This is a genomic window from Lactobacillus juensis, assembly GCF_036246285.1.
GTDB lineage: Bacteria > Bacillota > Bacilli > Lactobacillales > Lactobacillaceae > Lactobacillus > Lactobacillus juensis.
On the sequence record NZ_BTTS01000002.1, the window covers coordinates 15,138 to 31,128 of the forward strand.

General features: G+C 36.2%; 16 protein-coding genes. 7 read left to right on the forward strand and 9 right to left on the reverse strand.

The window, feature by feature from the left end; genetic code table 11:
• Positions 1 to 4: 4 nt before the first annotated feature.
• Positions 5 to 856, reverse strand: coding sequence for a helix-turn-helix domain-containing protein (locus tag AAA926_RS04375; protein ID WP_338211941.1), 852 nt, complete (start codon positions 854 to 856; stop codon positions 5 to 7).
• Positions 857 to 1,112: 256 nt separating this feature from the next.
• On the opposite strand from AAA926_RS04375, the gene AAA926_RS04380 reads away from it, so the two are divergent.
• Positions 1,113 to 2,858 carry a 1-deoxy-D-xylulose-5-phosphate synthase gene (locus AAA926_RS04380; protein ID WP_338211942.1) on the forward strand — a complete coding sequence of 582 codons (1,746 nt, stop codon included), beginning with the start codon at positions 1,113 to 1,115 and terminating at the stop codon, positions 2,856 to 2,858.
• A 35-nt stretch (positions 2,859 to 2,893) separates the two neighbouring features.
• Positions 2,894 to 3,760 carry an alpha/beta hydrolase gene (locus AAA926_RS04385; protein WP_338211943.1) on the forward strand — a complete coding sequence of 289 codons (867 nt, stop codon included), beginning with the start codon at positions 2,894 to 2,896 and terminating at the stop codon, positions 3,758 to 3,760.
• A gap of 5 nt (positions 3,761 to 3,765) precedes the next feature.
• Here AAA926_RS04385 and AAA926_RS04390 read toward each other — a convergent pair whose 3' ends face one another.
• Positions 3,766 to 4,119 carry a MerR family transcriptional regulator gene (locus tag AAA926_RS04390; RefSeq protein WP_338211944.1) on the reverse strand — a complete coding sequence of 118 codons (354 nt, stop codon included), beginning with the start codon at positions 4,117 to 4,119 and terminating at the stop codon, positions 3,766 to 3,768.
• Between the two features lie 290 nt (positions 4,120 to 4,409).
• Here AAA926_RS04390 and AAA926_RS04395 point away from each other — a divergent pair, with 290 nt between their 5' ends.
• Positions 4,410 to 5,288, forward strand: a complete 879-nt coding sequence (locus tag AAA926_RS04395) for a LysR family transcriptional regulator (protein WP_338211945.1) — start codon at positions 4,410 to 4,412, stop codon at positions 5,286 to 5,288.
• Positions 5,289 to 5,393: 105 nt separating this feature from the next.
• Positions 5,394 to 6,086: a carboxymuconolactone decarboxylase family protein gene (locus AAA926_RS04400; RefSeq protein WP_294764241.1), complete on the forward strand. Its 693-nt coding sequence runs from the start codon at positions 5,394 to 5,396 to the stop codon at positions 6,084 to 6,086.
• A gap of 49 nt (positions 6,087 to 6,135) precedes the next feature.
• Here AAA926_RS04400 and AAA926_RS04405 read toward each other — a convergent pair whose 3' ends face one another.
• The 3 genes from AAA926_RS04405 to AAA926_RS04415 all read right to left on the reverse strand — a co-directional run bounded on the left by AAA926_RS04405 (position 6,136) and on the right by AAA926_RS04415 (position 7,779).
• The gene (locus AAA926_RS04405) at positions 6,136 to 6,654 is read right to left on the reverse strand and encodes an ABC-2 family transporter protein (RefSeq protein ID WP_198180772.1); all 519 of its coding nucleotides are present in this window, start codon (positions 6,652 to 6,654) and stop codon (positions 6,136 to 6,138) included.
• 73 nt (positions 6,655 to 6,727) lie between these two features.
• Entirely contained in the window at positions 6,728 to 7,621 is an 894-nt protein-coding gene (locus AAA926_RS04410) for an EamA family transporter (protein WP_046332667.1), read from the reverse strand.
• On the reverse strand, positions 7,618 to 7,779 hold the full coding sequence (locus AAA926_RS04415) for a hypothetical protein (protein WP_338211946.1): 162 nt from the start codon (positions 7,777 to 7,779) through the stop codon (positions 7,618 to 7,620). The genes AAA926_RS04410 and AAA926_RS04415 overlap by 4 nt, the downstream gene beginning before the upstream one ends.
• 227 nt (positions 7,780 to 8,006) lie before the next feature.
• Between AAA926_RS04415 and AAA926_RS04420 the strand changes: the two genes are divergently transcribed.
• Genes AAA926_RS04420 through AAA926_RS04430 form a run of 3 tightly spaced genes read left to right on the forward strand, consistent with a single transcriptional unit; the run spans position 8,007 to position 10,552 of the window.
• Positions 8,007 to 8,735: an ABC transporter ATP-binding protein gene (locus AAA926_RS04420; protein WP_338211947.1), complete on the forward strand. Its 729-nt coding sequence runs from the start codon at positions 8,007 to 8,009 to the stop codon at positions 8,733 to 8,735.
• A complete protein-coding gene (locus AAA926_RS04425) occupies positions 8,735 to 9,904 on the forward strand; it encodes an ABC transporter permease (protein WP_338211948.1) in 1,170 nt (389 codons plus the stop codon). Before AAA926_RS04420 ends, AAA926_RS04425 begins: the two co-directional genes overlap by 1 nt.
• Positions 9,905 to 9,934: 30 nt before the next feature.
• Entirely contained in the window at positions 9,935 to 10,552 is a 618-nt protein-coding gene (locus AAA926_RS04430; RefSeq protein ID WP_338211949.1) for a TetR/AcrR family transcriptional regulator, read from the forward strand.
• A gap of 59 nt (positions 10,553 to 10,611) precedes the next feature.
• Here AAA926_RS04430 and AAA926_RS04435 read toward each other — a convergent pair whose 3' ends face one another.
• From AAA926_RS04435 to AAA926_RS04450, 4 genes are all read right to left on the reverse strand, one after another.
• Positions 10,612 to 11,835: an ABC transporter permease gene (locus AAA926_RS04435; RefSeq protein WP_338211950.1), complete on the reverse strand. Its 1,224-nt coding sequence runs from the start codon at positions 11,833 to 11,835 to the stop codon at positions 10,612 to 10,614.
• Complete coding sequence (locus AAA926_RS04440) at positions 11,828 to 12,724, reverse strand: ABC transporter ATP-binding protein (protein ID WP_338211951.1); 897 nt, start codon at positions 12,722 to 12,724, stop codon at positions 11,828 to 11,830. Before AAA926_RS04440 ends, AAA926_RS04435 begins: the two co-directional genes overlap by 8 nt.
• Positions 12,725 to 12,941: 217 nt before the next feature.
• Positions 12,942 to 13,619: an SDR family oxidoreductase gene (locus AAA926_RS04445; protein WP_338211952.1), complete on the reverse strand. Its 678-nt coding sequence runs from the start codon at positions 13,617 to 13,619 to the stop codon at positions 12,942 to 12,944.
• A 159-nt stretch (positions 13,620 to 13,778) separates the two neighbouring features.
• Positions 13,779 to 15,794, reverse strand: coding sequence for a PTS sugar transporter subunit IIABC (locus AAA926_RS04450; protein ID WP_338211953.1), 2,016 nt, complete (start codon positions 15,792 to 15,794; stop codon positions 13,779 to 13,781).
• Positions 15,795 to 15,991: the final 197 nt, after the last annotated feature.

Below are 15,991 nucleotides of genomic sequence, written 5' to 3' on the forward strand. Positions count from 1 at the left end.
TTTTTTATTTATTTAGGTTTTCATTAAAAAATATTTTTATTTGTTCACCATATTCCGGCATCCCCAGCAATGTAAAATTTTTAACAGCCCATTTGCACTTGGATAAATATTCTGACTTATGCTCAAAATGATAGCTGATCATATTTTCCAGCAATACTAATACATTTTTTAAGAAAAACAATTCAGGCCTCGTCTTAACGTTTTTAGCAGCTTTAACAAAATAACGCGCTTCATTATAAGCCTGTTGTTCAATGCAGATCATTAAGAGATTACAAATCACTCCTAATAGTTCTTCTTGCTGGCGCGGCTTTGAAACGTTCTTTAATTTTTCAACTACCTTTTTACCTATTAGCAAATTGCTTTTCAAATCATAAATAGGAATCAAATTAATATAGATCCGTAATGCTTTTTCGTCAAAATCATTTTGATCAAAGAGCCAGCTTTTTAATTTATTCTTTTTAACTTCACTTAAATCTGCCACCTTATTTTCCGCATCAGCTAATTCAAAGTCAATCAGCAAGAGCATTTTTTCTTGATCTTTGAAATCACTCTCTGCTACATACTGCCTGATTTGTCTAATTTTCTGAATGTCATTTTGATAATACGCCCTGTTTACTTCATCTTCTATAAAACTAGCCACATTATCTTGAGCTTGATCTGGACTTAATTTATTAAAAAAATCCCATGGCTTAATCTGATTAGCAGTTAAAATCGCCAACAAATCTTCTGCAGTAATGCGATGAATCCCTTTTTCTACTTTTGAATAATAAGAAGGACTAACAATTCCCGCTGTCCACTCTTTTTGCGTTTTTAAATTTCTAATGCGAAATTCTTTTAGTAGTTCTCCGATTGTCATTTTGATTCCTTAACTAGTTTTCGTGTTTTGCGACTTACTCAATAATTATAGTTTAAATGGTATCAAGTTCTTTTTAAATAAAAAATTTTAGTTTGCTGTTTGACTTAACCTTAACTTTAAGTACTACAATTTTAATAATTATAAAATTTATGTTGCAGGTGAGAGCAATTTATCCAATTGCTAGCTCACTCTTAAAGGAAAGTATTTTATAATTATTAATAAAGATTGAATAAATTAGTGCAGGAGGCACTTGATAATGAATAAACATGAAGATTTTTTACTAAACCAAATTGCCGGACCTAAGGATTTAAAAAAATTAAGTATCTCTGAAATGGAAAAATTAGCCCAGGAAATCAGAACATTAATCTTAGAAAAAGATGCAGCTGAAGGCGGACACCTTGGTCCCGATTTAGGGATTGTGGAGGCTACAATTGCCTATCATTACGTCTTTAATGCTCCCCAAGATAAAATTATTTGGGACGTTTCGCACCAAACATACCCCCATAAAATGTTAACAGGACGGGCACAGGCCTGGCTTGATCCTGACCACTATGAAGACGTTACTCCATATTCTAATCCGGACGAAAGTCCTTATGATTACTATTCAATTGGTCACACTTCAACTTCTATTGCTCTAGCAACAGGTATGGCTAAAGCGCGGGACTTAATGGGCAACCATGAAAACATCATGGCTTTAATTGGTGATGGTTCCATGACCGGCGGACTGGCCTTTGAAGGTTTAAACAATGCCGCAATTGAAAAACATAACCTGGTAGTTGTAGTTAATGATAATCAATGGTCAATTGATGAAAACGTTGGCGGCTTAGTGACTGCTCTGAAAAAATTACGAGACACAAATGGCCAGACTGCCGAAAATCCGTTTACGGCAATGGGCTTTGATTACCGGTATGTCGCAGACGGTAACAACCTTGCTGATATGATTGCCGCTTTTAAAGCGGTCAAAGACGTTGACCACCCAATTTTATTACACATTAATACTCTTAAAGGCAAAGGCTATAAGCCCGCAGTTCTTGATGAAGAAGCTCACCACTGGGTCTCACCTTTTAATTTGCAAAATGATCAGCCACTTGCTCCAGAAAGTCAGGAGCCTACCCCTAATTCAGTGGCTCTTAGCGTGATTAAAAATGAGATTAAAGCAGGAAAAAATGTCATGGCCATAGATGCCGCCATTCCGGGTGTTTTTGATCTTGAAGAATTCAAAAAAGAATATCCCAATAATTACACTGATGTGGGTATTGCTGAACAAGAGTCAGTTGCTTTCGCCACTGGTTTTGCTAAAGAAGGTGGCATCCCTGTATTAATGGAAAATTCTACTTTCCTACAGCGTGCTTTTGACCAACTTTCTCACGATACGGCTGCCAATGACCTGCCAGTTGTAATGCTGGTAGCTGGCGGACGAATTTCTAATCAATCAAAAACTCACTTGGGAATCTTTGACCAAGTAATGATTTCTAATTTACCTAATTGGATTTACCTAGCACCTACTACACTAGAAGAAGAACAAGCAATGATTAAGTGGGCAATTAGCCAAAGAAAACACCCCGTTGCTATTAAAATGCCGGCTAATGTGCCAGATTCAGACGAACAAACCGTAGCGACTGATTATTCAGAAATTAAATATCAAGTTAAACCAGGTAAAGATGTGGCTGTCTTAGCGCTGGGAGATTTTTATCAATTAGGTAAAGACGTGGCAACTAAATTAGGAGCTACCCTAGTTAATCCACTCTCTGCCAATATTTTAGATAAACAAGCCTTAGACGAATTAGCAGCCAATCATCGAGTAATTGTTACGCTTGAGGATAATTCGTTAGATGGCGGCTTTGGACAAAAAGTGGCATCCTACCTTGGTAAAACTAAAGTTAAAGTACTTAATTACGGTCAAAACCGCGTTTATACTGACCAAACTCCAGTTAAAGAAATTTACCAGCAAAATCATTTAACTACTGAGCAAATTGTGGCGGATGTGCAACAGCTTTTGTAATTGCAAACTATGGCTACAATAGGAGCTGATTAATAATGACCAGAAAACGTAAGGCCATTCTTTTTAGTACATTAATAATAGTCATACTGCTATTAGGAATTTACTTTTTCAAAAATAATTACCAAAAAGAAAATGGTGCTAGCATTCACATCGATACGCCAACACTTTTTGTACATGGCTGGGGCAGCAGTTACCATGCCGAAGAAAGTATGGTGGCTTATGCCCAAAAACAGCATGCTACTAATTCTGTTATTCGTGCCGACGTTAGCTCTACAGGTAAAGTCACCTTAAGAGGGACAATAAAAAAGCGGGCCAAGAACCCGATAGTTGAAGTCAACCTCCAAAATAATAAGAACATTTTTGCTGGAACAAATAATCAAATTGCTACCATGAACAAGAGCAGCAATTATATTAAAGACGTAATTAATGCACTACAAAAAAGGTACCGTTTTAATCGCATCAATTTAGTAGGACATTCAATGGGTAATTTACAAATTGCCTATTACTTGCGCAATAATGCCACTAATTCGCACATGCCTCACTTAAATAAACAGGTTTCAATTGCCGGTCACTATAATGGTTATATTGGTGAAGTGGGGGCTCCTAAAACAACTGTTCTTAATCATGCAGGCAAACCGCAAAAAATGAGTGCAGGCTACCGCGGACTTCTAAATTTGAGAAAAAAATTTCCTCAAAACGCAGAGGTTTTGAATATTTTTGGTGATACGGGAGGCGGCAGTGATGGTGACGTTACCGTTAACTCAGCTCGTTCTTATCGTTACTTAGTCGGTAAACGCGCCCGCTCATATCAGGAAAAAGAAATACGTGGATCTAAAGCTCAACACAGTAAACTACACGAAAATACTAAGGTTGACCGTTTATTAGTTAACTTTCTCTGGTAATTAGCTTATTGTATTTTGCCTTGGTCGTACAAACTAATCTTATTTTTCAAACGAACAATAGTAGCCTGAATGTTCTGATCTTGCTTTTCTAACCTATGCAATTCTTTGACTAAAATTTGCCGCCTGGGTTTCTTAGTATCACTGCCCTGCTGCATCAATTTAGTATATTCCAGCAAATCATTTACTGGAATTTTAACTTGACGCATGCACTTAATAAAACTAATCCAGGTAAGATCTTTTTCTTCGTAGTTTCTGACACCGTGTTCCTTCTTCACCGCAGGTATTAAGCCCATCTTTTCATAGTATCTGAGAGTTACGGGAGTTAATTCTACCTTTTCTGCTACTTCTGAGATTTTCATTATTATTCTTCTTTCTGGTGACTTAAGCTTAGATCTAAGTTTAAGTATTAGCTAAAATATATTAAGTTAAACACGGCAATCTTTCTTGCTTGTTTTACCTAATACTGATTGAAAAGTGGCCCATAATTAATAGTTACAGGCACTTTTTATATTTCTATTTTTCCGATTAGTTAAAATTTTAGTCACACCACTTTTTTATGTAAAATACTTATTAAACATGAAATAATATAACCTGTTTGCATTAAAGAAATTTTTTAGAGGCATAAACAATTTAGCAAGGAGCAGATAACATGGAATTAAGAGTTTTAAATTACTTTGTAGCTGTGGCCCAAGAAGGCAATATGACCCGTGCTGCAAGAAAATTGCTTATTTCTCAGCCAGCGTTATCAAGACAAATTGCTGAATTGGAAGCTGAACTCGGTGTTAAATTATTCAGTCGCAAGTCGCGACATTTAACTCTTACCCCTGCAGGTCATTATTTACTTGAACAAGCGCAGGAAATTTTAGACCTATCTGCTAAAACCAAAAGTAATCTAACAAAAGCTTCTTTTATTAGTGGCGATTTGACAATCGCTGCGGGAGAAAGCATTGGGATGCAGCGAGTCATGAATGTGGTCAGCGCAATTATTAAAGAGCATCCTTCTGTTAAAATTCACCTATTAAGTGGGGACTACAGTTATGCCGAGCGCAAGTTGGACAACGGAACTGTTGACTTTGCAGTCATTATTGGGAATGTTCCTTTAGCTAATTATGCTTCTTTAACTTTACCCGAAACAGATACTTGGGGAATTTTAATGCCCGCTAATGATCCCCTAGCGCAAAAAGCAGTGATTAAACCAGAAGATTTACCAGGGCGCTCTTTATTAAATTCACAGCAAGCGCAAAAATTGCACCTTTTTCAAAATTGGTTAGGAAATTACTATGATTCAGTCAATTTTATTGGCAGCTATAATTTAAATTTTAACGGTACCTTGATGGTTAAAAATCATGCAGCATTAATGCTTACTCTAGATAAATTAGCTGATACATCTAAAGGTTCAGGCATTACATTCAGAAAATTACAGCCAGCGCTGCATCAAGCTATCAAAGTGGTTTGGAAACACGGTGTTAATTTATCACCAGTGGCAGAATTATTTTTAAAATTACTGCAGGAATCAATTTTAGAGTAAAAGAATTTAATGCAAAAAGTTTTTACAATTAATGAATAAAAAGTATTATACAACTGGTTTAAACGAGCTTATGATTTACTAAACCAGATAAAAAGAGGTTTTTTGATGAATAAAGATGTGTCAAATCAATTTCAAGACTTGATAGAAAGTTATGCAACAGATGTAGCACATAATTGTAAAAAGCATTTGCAAAAAGACCGCGTGCTAATACCGTTAATTGCCAGCACGGTTCAAGGAGTAACAACTGTTATTCCCGACCAAGTTACAAAAATTTTGGATGCTAAAATAAAACCAGAAGTTTTATTAGAAATGTTATTCCAATTAGCTCCTGTGATCGGAACACTAAAAGTTGAACAAGCCTTAGAGCAAGTGCAAACTGTTTTTAGTCAACGAAAGATAGTATTAAACTTCCCGCAGATTGATTCAGATCCAAATTATGGGGCAAAAGTGCAGGAAAAGCTTTATGGTACTGAAATAAAAACATTATTGCATGACTTGCCTGATAAAGCCGGCAGTTTTATTCCGCATGCTTTAACAGAGCACTTCTTCAATGACTTTTACAAACGCCAAGAATTAGATGTTCGCGACAGAGAACGCTATGAGCTGCTGGCATTAATCACCATGAATGTAGACTTTCAGATTAAAGCACATGCACGTGGCAGTCTGAAAGCCGGCAACAGTGAAAGTGAACTGATTTGGTCAACAATTCAATTACTGCCCTACATTGGCTTTCCCTTTGTTATTAACAGCGTACAAGTTATTCATCAAGCAGCAGAACAAATGAAAGGAAAAGAGTAATTAAAATTTAAAAAGCCCTGTAGCTATAAGCTAGAGAGCTTTTTTAGTGTTAACTGCCAGTACTTTGGTATTTTTGTAAAAATACTCGCCATAACTGATAAGTTATGACAAAAAAGAATACACAGGCGCCAGGAATTAATAGCAACCATATCCACTCAAGTTTAACTGCAATTTTTTCTTGTGGAATTGAAGCAACCCAGCCGATTGGCAAGATAAAAGTCATAATTATCCTTAAAACCGATGAATAGATCGCTAAGGGATATTTACTCATGTCAAAAAAGTCAAACGTTGTTTCTGCCAAGTCGCCTAAGCCATTAGACAAAAGCGAAACTATGTTACCTAATACGGCCAATCCCAAAAAGATGAGTGAAGTAAAAATTGAAATAAAAATAAACATGACCGTGATATACCACGGATTATGCAACTGCATATCCACAATTATTAACAGCAATAGCGCAACAACTAAAACGCCCCACGCATCTTCATCCACACGTTCATTAACAAGCTGAAATAAAGGATTGACGGGTTTAATTAAAACGCAGGTTTCATCCCTAAATAAAACCAGCACTCACCTTGAACCGGCGTTTCCAAATCATAGCGCAATTATAGCGCTTAATTCTTATTTTTCCAAACTCCTGCAGTTACTTTGAAAATAAAGCCAAGATAAAAATGGCAACAATTACCAAAATATCTGCAAATTTCATCTTTTCTTTAAGGAAAATATCGCCAAAGATGACGCTGTATAAAGAGGTCATATTTAAAAAGATCCAGGCAATGCTTGAATTGGGAGAAGATGTTGCCAAAGTATAAGTTACTTGCGCTAAAAGCGTTAGAACCGCCCGGGAGCCATAAATCAGGTAAACCTTGCCTTTAAGATTTTCGGCGCTGATTTTGAGAGTCCTGTTTTTATAAATAAAAGTAATTAAGGTAATTAAACAACGCACATAAATTGTCATAATAGTAAAAAAGACCAGATCAATCGGTTTGATTAGGCCTTTAGTTAATAACGGTGAAAGTGCTGCTTGGATAATCAACAAGGGCGCAATTACGGCAAAAGTCGTCAACAGGTTTTTCAAATTTAAATTATTATGACGCTGCTCGAAAACAATATAAATAACTACTATTACAGTGGAAATAATCGAAACCAGATATGAGGATTTGCTAAAGTAGCCCATAGTCAGCAAGATGGCCCAAGGAATAAAAAGATCGGTCACCTTGCTCAAAAGCACAGACTGCATAATTGAAACTTTTTTGAACACATAGCTGTAACCATAGGCAACTATCTGCGCCAAAAAAGCATATAAAAGGACTTTAATAAGATAGTTGTTGGTTATTCTGGGACTGGGAAAACTGTGCAGGACGTAAATCAGGAAGAAAGTCACTAAAACCGAACTGCAAATATTATTTAAAAAGTTCACATCAATTGAGCTTTGCTTCCGATACCCCATTTGATAACGGTCAATAACTGATATTATTCCCCTGGAAAATGATGAAATGGTGGCAAAAATAATCAACCAAATATTACTGATAATCATGCTTCCTCCATATGAAAAACATAGTCTAAAACTATTACTAATATTTTGGTCTTTGCAGCCACAATTAAAAAGTCAGAGAAATATTTATTATCAATAACTATGAGTTGTTCAGTTACTAAAATCCAGCCATTGGACATACAAAGTTTAAATGTATTCAAATGAAATCCACTAAAGACTAATCATAAAAATACAGTATTTGGTTTGAATAGTATTTTATTATACATCAAGTTTAACATTCAAAAAAGTAGCTATGAGTCCTAATTATTTAAAAATATTTTTGCTACATTGACCAAATTTAAGTTTTTCTAACTTATTTTTCTTTACAAGTAAGTAACCACTTACTATAATATTTCTTTGTGAGTGATTACTCACTTTAGGAGGAAATATGAACAATTTCATTGAAATTCATAACTTAGTTAAAAAATATGGTAAAGAAACCATTTTGAACAATGTTGATCTAACACTTAAAAAAGGCGAAATCATCGGTCTAATTGGTCCCTCTGGTGCAGGAAAAACTACCACAATTAAAACTGCTTTAGGAATGGAAAAGGCGGACTCGGGATCTGCCTTAGTTTTAGGAAAGCAGATGCCGAATAGAAAAATTTTAGGTGAAATTGGCTACATGGCGCAATCAGACGCCCTATATACTTCACTAACAGGAGCAGAAAACCTGGAATTTTTTGGTGAAATGAAGGGTGTTGCTAAGAAAGATATAGCAGAACAAATTGAATATGTCGCTGAAGTGGTTGATTTAACAGATGCATTAGATAAATATGTTAAAGAGTATTCCGGAGGCATGATGCGCCGCCTGTCGCTAGCAATTGCCCTACTTTCTTATCCTAAATTACTTGTTCTAGATGAGCCCACTGTCGGAATTGATCCCGCTTTACGTAGAAAAATCTGGCATGAATTAAATAATTTACGTAGTCAAGGCTGCAGCGTATTAATCACCACTCATGTTATGGATGAGGCTGAAAAAACTGACCGTGTCGCCTTGCTTCTTCATGGTGAAATTATTGCTTTTGATCATCCGCAAGTTCTTGAACAGAATTATGGCGTACCAACTATTGAAGATGTCTTTTTAAAAGCAGAACAGAAGGAAGGAGAAAAATAATGAGAGTAACAGCAATTGTCAAAAAAGTTTTAAAAGAACTTTTTCGTGATAAAAGAACTTTAGCAATGATTTTTCTGGCACCAATTTTAGTCTTGTGGTTGATGAATGTAATGTTTGCTTCCAATTCATCAACCAATGCTAAGCTGGCCGTGGTTGATGTCCCTCATCAAGTAAACAAAAACTTAGACAAAGTGGATCACGTTTCCATAAAAAAATATACCGACAGAACTCAAGCCAGAAAGAAACTAAAACAAAATAAAATCGACGGTGTGATCTACTACCACCACAATAAATACTATGTAGATTATGCTAATACGGATTCGAGCAAAACTGCTCTGACCAAACAAGCTTTGAAAGCAGCAATTACGGGGCAGTCAATTACTAAAATGAAATCTGCACTAACCCAGAGTCAGAAGAAGTTAGTTAAACTGTCTAAACAATTAGCAGTTGTAGCGCAAAAAAATGGTATGCAGGTACCGACTAAACCAAGTGCGCAAAAGGAACCTAAACAAAAGAAGGCAAAAAAGGCTAAGATCATCAATAAGTATTACTACGGTAACAGTGATACAGGCTTTTTTAATAAGATTGAGCCTATCTTAGTTGCCTTCTTTATCTTCCTGTTTGTTTTTCTTATTTCAGGAATGGCATTGTTAAAAGAAAGAACCACAGGCACTTTGGACAGATTATTGGCCACTCCCGTTAAAAGAAGTGAGATCATCTATGGTTATATGATTAGTTATGGCATAGTTGCTGTCATTCAATCAATAATCATTATTGGTGTCACAATCTGGTTATTAAATATTGAAGTAGCAGGCAATGTGTTGTGGGTAATTTTAATTAGTATTCTAGTAGCAATGGTTGCTTTAGCTTTCGGTTTCTTGCTATCAACCATTGCAGAATCAGAATTTCAAATGATGCAGTTCATCCCACTTGTAGTTGTGCCACAAATATTCTTCTCAGGTATTATTCCCCTCGATTCAATGGCGAACTGGGTATCTTACCTGGGTAAAATACTGCCACTAACTTATGCGGGAGACGCATTAAATCAAGTAATACTTTACGGCCGCGGATTTGAATCATTTGCTGGCGATATGCTAGCTTTATTAATATTTATAGTTGTCTTAGTAGCATTAAACATTGTTGGCTTAAAACGGTACCGCAAAGTATAATTAAGCTAAAAGCAGAAAAAGGTGATATTTTTGGTCCAAGTTATTTCCGCATATGAAAAAGAACTAAACAATGAAAAAATTCCAGCCGGGAAAAAGAAGGTATTGTTAGCAGCACTTGATTTATTTTCAAATCAAGGCTTTCATGCTACTACTACCTCTAAAATCGCAAAAGCGGCTGGAGTGAGCGAAGCCACAATTTACAAGTATTTTCAGTCTAAAGATGATTTGCTTAAAAAACTGCTCAGTCCCTTATTTATTGAATTACAACAAGACTTTATTGGCAGTCTTTCCCAATATCAAACTTTGGACGCATTGGTCACTTTTATTGTCAAAGACCGACTTGAATTTATTAAAACCAACTTTGATTTTATAAAGCTGCTTTTACAAGAAATACTGACTGACCCCAAATTATTGCAATATTTTAAAGATCTAATCAGTAAGGAACCTGATTTTATTAATGTGTTCAACAGTTGGAAACAAAAATTTTCTGAAATTGACTCAAACTTAACTCCAATTGAAATAATTAGAATAATTATTGGACCTATAGGAGCCTTTGCCTTACAAACAGACTTCTTTAACTACCAAGGAGACACTACTACCGATTACGGTTTGATTAAAAAACAAATTATAGCTGGACTAACCAATTAAGAGCAGTTTAGTTTCACATAAAAAGACTAGGATTTTTTCGTCCTAGTCTTTATTATTACTTATGCTTTACTATATGCCAGTCCTCGTTTTAGTCTCTTCCAAAAGCTGGTATCTTCAGTTTGTAAAATTACGCCTTGATAGATTTTACTAATGTATACTGTTAAACCAACAATACTTACTATTAAAATTACCAGCGACAAAATAACTTCCATATTACCAACATGACCATTAATTATACGAATTGGCATCATGAATGAGGAAAAGAATGGCACGTAAGATAATACTTGCGGCAGAATTTGTTCTGGGTTAGTAATAAGCGCAAATGACAGGAAAAATGCAATGAGGGAAAGCATTGTAGTACCTTGAGCAGCTTTTGAAGAATCTTCAGGCTTAGCTACTAAAGCTCCTGAAAAAGCTGCCAATATAGTATAAATAATTACACCAAGAATCAGAAAAATGAGATTGACATTTAACAAATTGCCCAAAATTTTATTTATTACTACCTGGTTGTTATGCATGAAAGAAGCCGTAATTTTTGCATGCAATGCCCAACGGTAAGATGCCCAGCCGCCAACAATATAGATTACGAGTTGAGTAATAATTACGCCGAAAATACCCAAAATTTTGCCTAAGAAATATTTAGCAGCAGTTGTACTGGAAAAAATGATTTCCATAATCTTCGTGCCCTTTTCAGAAGCTATTTCTTGAGCTGTAATGCTACTGTAGGACATCAAAACCATGTAAACGACCATAATCACAATAATTAAAGAAACCATTTTAACCAATTTATCTCCCTGATGATTTTTCTGAAGTACTTCGCGATATTTTGGCTGCTGCTGTAAGGCTTTAAATTGGCGTGGCGCTAATTGCGCTTGCTGCAAATTAAGCTGACTCTGCAAGACTTGTAAATAGCTTTTTACTTTGGGTTTCAATTCATCATCAATAGGTGACGCTCCATGATAAATGGCCTTAACCTGGTTTTTTTGCGTTTCAAATACCAAGTAGCCATCAACTTTTTCTTTTTTGACAGCCTTTTTAGCAGATTCAGCGGTTTTAATTTTAGAATCAACATATTTGCCATTGTTTTTAATAAAGTTTTGACGAACTTGCTCATTGGAACTGATAACTGCAATCTGGCTGTCTGAACCAGAACTAGCACCGATAGCTCCTCCTAAAGCACTACAGCCAATTATGAAAAATGGTCCCAAAATCAAAAGCAGAAAAGACCAAGATTTAACTTGATGCCAATAAGTTTGCAGCGTTACGGTCCATAATTTATTCATGTTGTTCACCAGCTTCCATTCTAAATATTTCGTCAAGTGTTGGTGGTTGTTGCCGGAACTCTTCAACATATTCACCATTTGTCAATGCGTCAAAAACTTCCGGGCCGCTGTTTTCATCGTCAATCCGCAAAAGATATTGGCCATGCGCTTTCTTTGCCACTTTTTTAACGTGAGGGAGCTGCTGCAATTCTGCAAGCGACTTAGTAGTTTTGCAGTAAATTTCCGTTTTACCAAATGAGTCACGAACAGCGTCAACTGTACCACTTAAAACAACTTGTCCCTTTTTCAACATGATCAAACTATCGCAGATTTCTTCAACGTTTGACATATCGTGACTGGAAAAGATAATTGCTGCATTATTCTTTTTAGCATCTAAAACTGCGTTTTTGAGCAAATCTGCATTTACCGGATCCAAACCACTAAAGGGCTCATCCAAAATAATTAATTGGGGTTGATGAATTAAGGTACAAATTAACTGCACTTTCTGCTGATTACCTTTCGAAAGTGTTTTTATTTTGTCGCTTTTCTTGCCCTGGACATCAAATCGTTTTAACCATTTATCAATTTGCGGTTTTATCTCTTTTGCAGGGCGGCTTTTTAGCTCCGCCAAATAAACAATTTGCTGCTCAATAGTCATTTTGGGTAGTAAACTGCGTTCTTCCGGCAAGTAGCCTATTGTATCAAAAGTTTTTTCAGTAATAGGCTGATCTTTCCAGGTGATTTTTCCGTTGTAATGAAGAAAATTTAAAATACTGTGAAAAGTGGTGGTTTTTCCTGCACCATTTTGACCAATCAAACCCATAATTTCACCAGGCTGAATGGTAAAGTTGACATCTTTAAGAGCCTGAAAATCACCAAAGCGCTTACTTAAATGTTCTACTTTTAGCATAGCTCCCTCCTTTATTCTAATAATAACATAAGTTGATTTTACTATATGCATTCATGTAAAAGCAATACTTTTTTAATTTAATCAAACTTAAAGCAGCAATAATTGCCGTACTCTGTCATTGATCTTTTACTGGGTTTTAGCCCAAAGTAAAAGGCTAATAAATCATGTTAATGAAACATTAATTTATTAGCCTGTTATAGTTTATGATTAAATATTTTTAGTGGAAGTTTGTAATTGCCTGTTTAATAGGTACTGTGCCATTAGCAATATCAAATTCCTTTTGGTGTAATTTTCCCGTTAAAATAATATCTGCAATTGTCTGGGCCACATCTTGACGAGTAATTGTCATATCTGCAATAGAATCAGTAAAATGACTCGCTACTTTAATTTTCCCTGTTGCCTTTTGATTAGTCAGTGCAACTGGTCGTAAAATTGTGTAGTCCAGTGAGCTGTGTAACAACCATTGATCAGCATAATATTTTGCCGCATAGTAATAATTTTGTGGTCCTGCTGCTGGTGCATTATCCGACCAAAAACTGCGATCGTCAGATTTAATCGCACTAATCATGATAAAACGTTGAATGTCAGTTTCTTTTGCAGCGTTAATTGCTTTGACTGCACCGTCAAGGTCAATCATCATTGTTGCATCAGCACCTGTTTTACCACCTGAACCGGCCGCAAACACTACTGTATCGACTGTTTGCATTACTTTTGCCAATTCTTTTTGCGGCCCTGCTAGATCAATAAAAGCAGTAGTAATTCCTTTTTCTTGATATGCTTTTTCCTGCTCATGAGAGCGCAAACCAGCTATGACCTGGCAATTCGTACTTTCTTGTAGAATTTTTACCAATAATTGCCCAATCTGTCCGTGAGCACCAATTATCAGAACTTTCATTTTCAATCACTCCATCCACAATAATTCATTTTATTATAGTTCAACCGAATATTTCAAAATACATTATAAAAGGGCTCTTGACTAATCACTATTAGTTTTAGAACCCTTTTATATAATTCAATATTTTTAAAAAATTAATCTATTAAACAACCCCACCTATTATAAATTAGCTAAATTCTTTTTCTTGGGTGCAGTCTTAGGACTATCAGCGTCATTCTCCTTATAACCAAAGAAGTATGTCAAAGCAAAAGCAGCAACAATAGTCACAATAGAAGCAATCCAGAAGTTCAGCAGGTTATTAGGATTGCCTTGTCCGGCTTTAGGAACAAAGGATGGAAATCCAATCAAACTGCCAGTAAAGCCATACATATCAACTTTAAGCAGACCGTTTACCAAACCGCCAATGGCAGCACCAAGACTGGAAGTCATGAATACACGACCGTACTTTAAGTTAACACCATACATTGCCGGCTCAGTAATACCTACAGCTGCAGAAATAGCAGCACTTAAAGATAGTCCCTTTAGGTCAGGATTGTGCTTGGTCTTAAACCAGACGGCAAGGGCACCAGCACCTTGTGCAATCATAGTTACTGAAACAATACCGTTTAAAATACTGTGTCCCGTGGCAGCAATATCATTCGCAATAATTGGAACTACTGCCCAGTGCAGTCCGAAGATAACCAGTATCTGGTAAAGACCACCGATGATTAAACCGGAAAGTGCGGTGTTGACAGTTAACAGCCATTGCAATACTTTGGCAATTCCCGTAGAAATAAATGAAATTACGGGTCCTACGATAATTAAGACTGTCATCCCTACTAAAAAGATTTCCACTAGAGGAGTAAAAATTTGTCTTAATGTGACTGGCATCCACTTCTTAATCCACGGTTCAATTTTAGCAGCCATCCAAGCCGCAAAAATCATTGGGAAAATCGAATAAGTATATTGTGGAATATGAATTGGAATACCAAAGAAATTGGCATTAATACCTACACCAGCTAAGTAGTAACTGAATTTACCGCTGGCATAAATTTTTACTAAATCAGGGTAAATCAGAAAACCGCCAATAATAGAAACAACTACCGGATTAGAACCTAATCTTTGAGCAGCTGTAAAACCAACAATTAAAGGCAGGAAGTAAAACGACGCATCTCCCATCGCATTGATAATAGTGTAGGTTGGCGAAGCCGTAGACATGTGGCAAAAGTTAGTTAAAATGTTAAGAATACCTTTTAGCATACCGCTGGCGGCCAGCAAACCAATTACAGGCATCATAGAGCCGGTAATTACGCCTATTAACTGGAAGAAGCCATTTTTAATCTTGCCACCGATAGATTGGTCAGCCTCCGTAACTGGAGCATCAGGTGTAGTCTCCCCTTGTCCGGCATATTCTGGCCCGAGTAGTTTAATTAGTTCATCATAAACATCTTCTACCGTTTGACCAATAACTATTTGATATTGGTTATTAGCACGGGTAACATCAATAACTCCTTTAATATTATTAACTTCGTCATCCTGTGGAATACTATTATCCTTCAAAGTAAATCGCAGACGGGTAAAGCAGTGCATAACATTTTTAACATTGTCAGCACCACCAACTGCCTTAACAATTTCACGTGCCGTAGTTTGGTATTTATTTTCATTTTTGTTAGCTGCAGGTGCAGTCTTAGTTTGCTTCAATGTGATAGTGGCTGCAGGTGCAGTCTTAGTTTGCTTCAATGTGATAGTGGCTGCAGTTTCACCAGCAGACTTAGTGCCAAGAGCAAGATCGATACCAGCTAAAACATCAGCGGTATTAGTAATTGCCAAGATAACTGTATCGTCTTTTTGGGCATCCTTAATTGCTTGCAGATTCATTGTCCCCAATTGCTGTCCTGCTTTTACCTCAGATCCTGCTGCTACTTGCCAGTCAAATGGTTTACCATCAAGTTCAACGGTATCTATACCCAGGTGAATCATCACTTCCACACCCTCTGCTGTTTGCAAGCCGAGTGCGTGTTTAGTTTCAGCAACCATTACTACCTTACCCGTTACCGGCGAAACTATTTTCCCAGAACTAGGTTTAACAGCAAAGCCGTCACCTAGCTTTTTCTGGGAAAAAACCGGATCATTAACATCACTGAGATTAATGACCTGACCAGCAACAGGTGCCAGTATTTTAATCGTACTACTCATATTTTAGCCTCCAGAAAATTACAACATAAAAAGTCATCATATATTGATAACGCTTTCCTTAAAATTATAGTTCTTGTATAGACAGGTGTCAATAAATTGATTATTATACTGTAGTAACAGATATTTTTTTATTTTTAATCGGTCTAGACAGGTTAAAAATAAACGTAAGGTGGTATGATTAATGTTAAAAGGTGGAT

Excerpts from the sequence above, each read along its gene's own strand:
- AAA926_RS04435 (WP_338211950.1), bottom strand. The coding sequence starts at position 11,835 with ATGAATAAATTATGGACCGTAACGCTGCAAACTTATTGGCATCAAGTT.
- AAA926_RS04450 (WP_338211953.1), bottom strand. The coding sequence starts at position 15,794 with ATGAGTAGTACGATTAAAATACTGGCACCTGTTGCTGGTCAGGTCATT.
- AAA926_RS04425 (WP_338211948.1), top strand. The coding sequence starts at position 8,735 with ATGAGAGTAACAGCAATTGTCAAAAAAGTTTTAAAAGAACTTTTTCGT.
- AAA926_RS04375 (WP_338211941.1), bottom strand. The coding sequence starts at position 856 with ATGACAATCGGAGAACTACTAAAAGAATTTCGCATTAGAAATTTAAAA.
- AAA926_RS04400 (WP_294764241.1), top strand. The coding sequence starts at position 5,394 with ATGAATAAAGATGTGTCAAATCAATTTCAAGACTTGATAGAAAGTTAT.
- AAA926_RS04385 (WP_338211943.1), top strand. The coding sequence starts at position 2,894 with ATGACCAGAAAACGTAAGGCCATTCTTTTTAGTACATTAATAATAGTC.
- AAA926_RS04395 (WP_338211945.1), top strand. The coding sequence starts at position 4,410 with ATGGAATTAAGAGTTTTAAATTACTTTGTAGCTGTGGCCCAAGAAGGC.
- AAA926_RS04440 (WP_338211951.1), bottom strand. The coding sequence starts at position 12,724 with ATGCTAAAAGTAGAACATTTAAGTAAGCGCTTTGGTGATTTTCAGGCT.
- AAA926_RS04445 (WP_338211952.1), bottom strand. The coding sequence starts at position 13,619 with ATGAAAGTTCTGATAATTGGTGCTCACGGACAGATTGGGCAATTATTG.
- AAA926_RS04420 (WP_338211947.1), top strand. The coding sequence starts at position 8,007 with ATGAACAATTTCATTGAAATTCATAACTTAGTTAAAAAATATGGTAAA.
- AAA926_RS04390 (WP_338211944.1), bottom strand. The coding sequence starts at position 4,119 with ATGAAAATCTCAGAAGTAGCAGAAAAGGTAGAATTAACTCCCGTAACT.
- AAA926_RS04380 (WP_338211942.1), top strand. The coding sequence starts at position 1,113 with ATGAATAAACATGAAGATTTTTTACTAAACCAAATTGCCGGACCTAAG.
- AAA926_RS04410 (WP_046332667.1), bottom strand. The coding sequence starts at position 7,621 with ATGATTATCAGTAATATTTGGTTGATTATTTTTGCCACCATTTCATCA.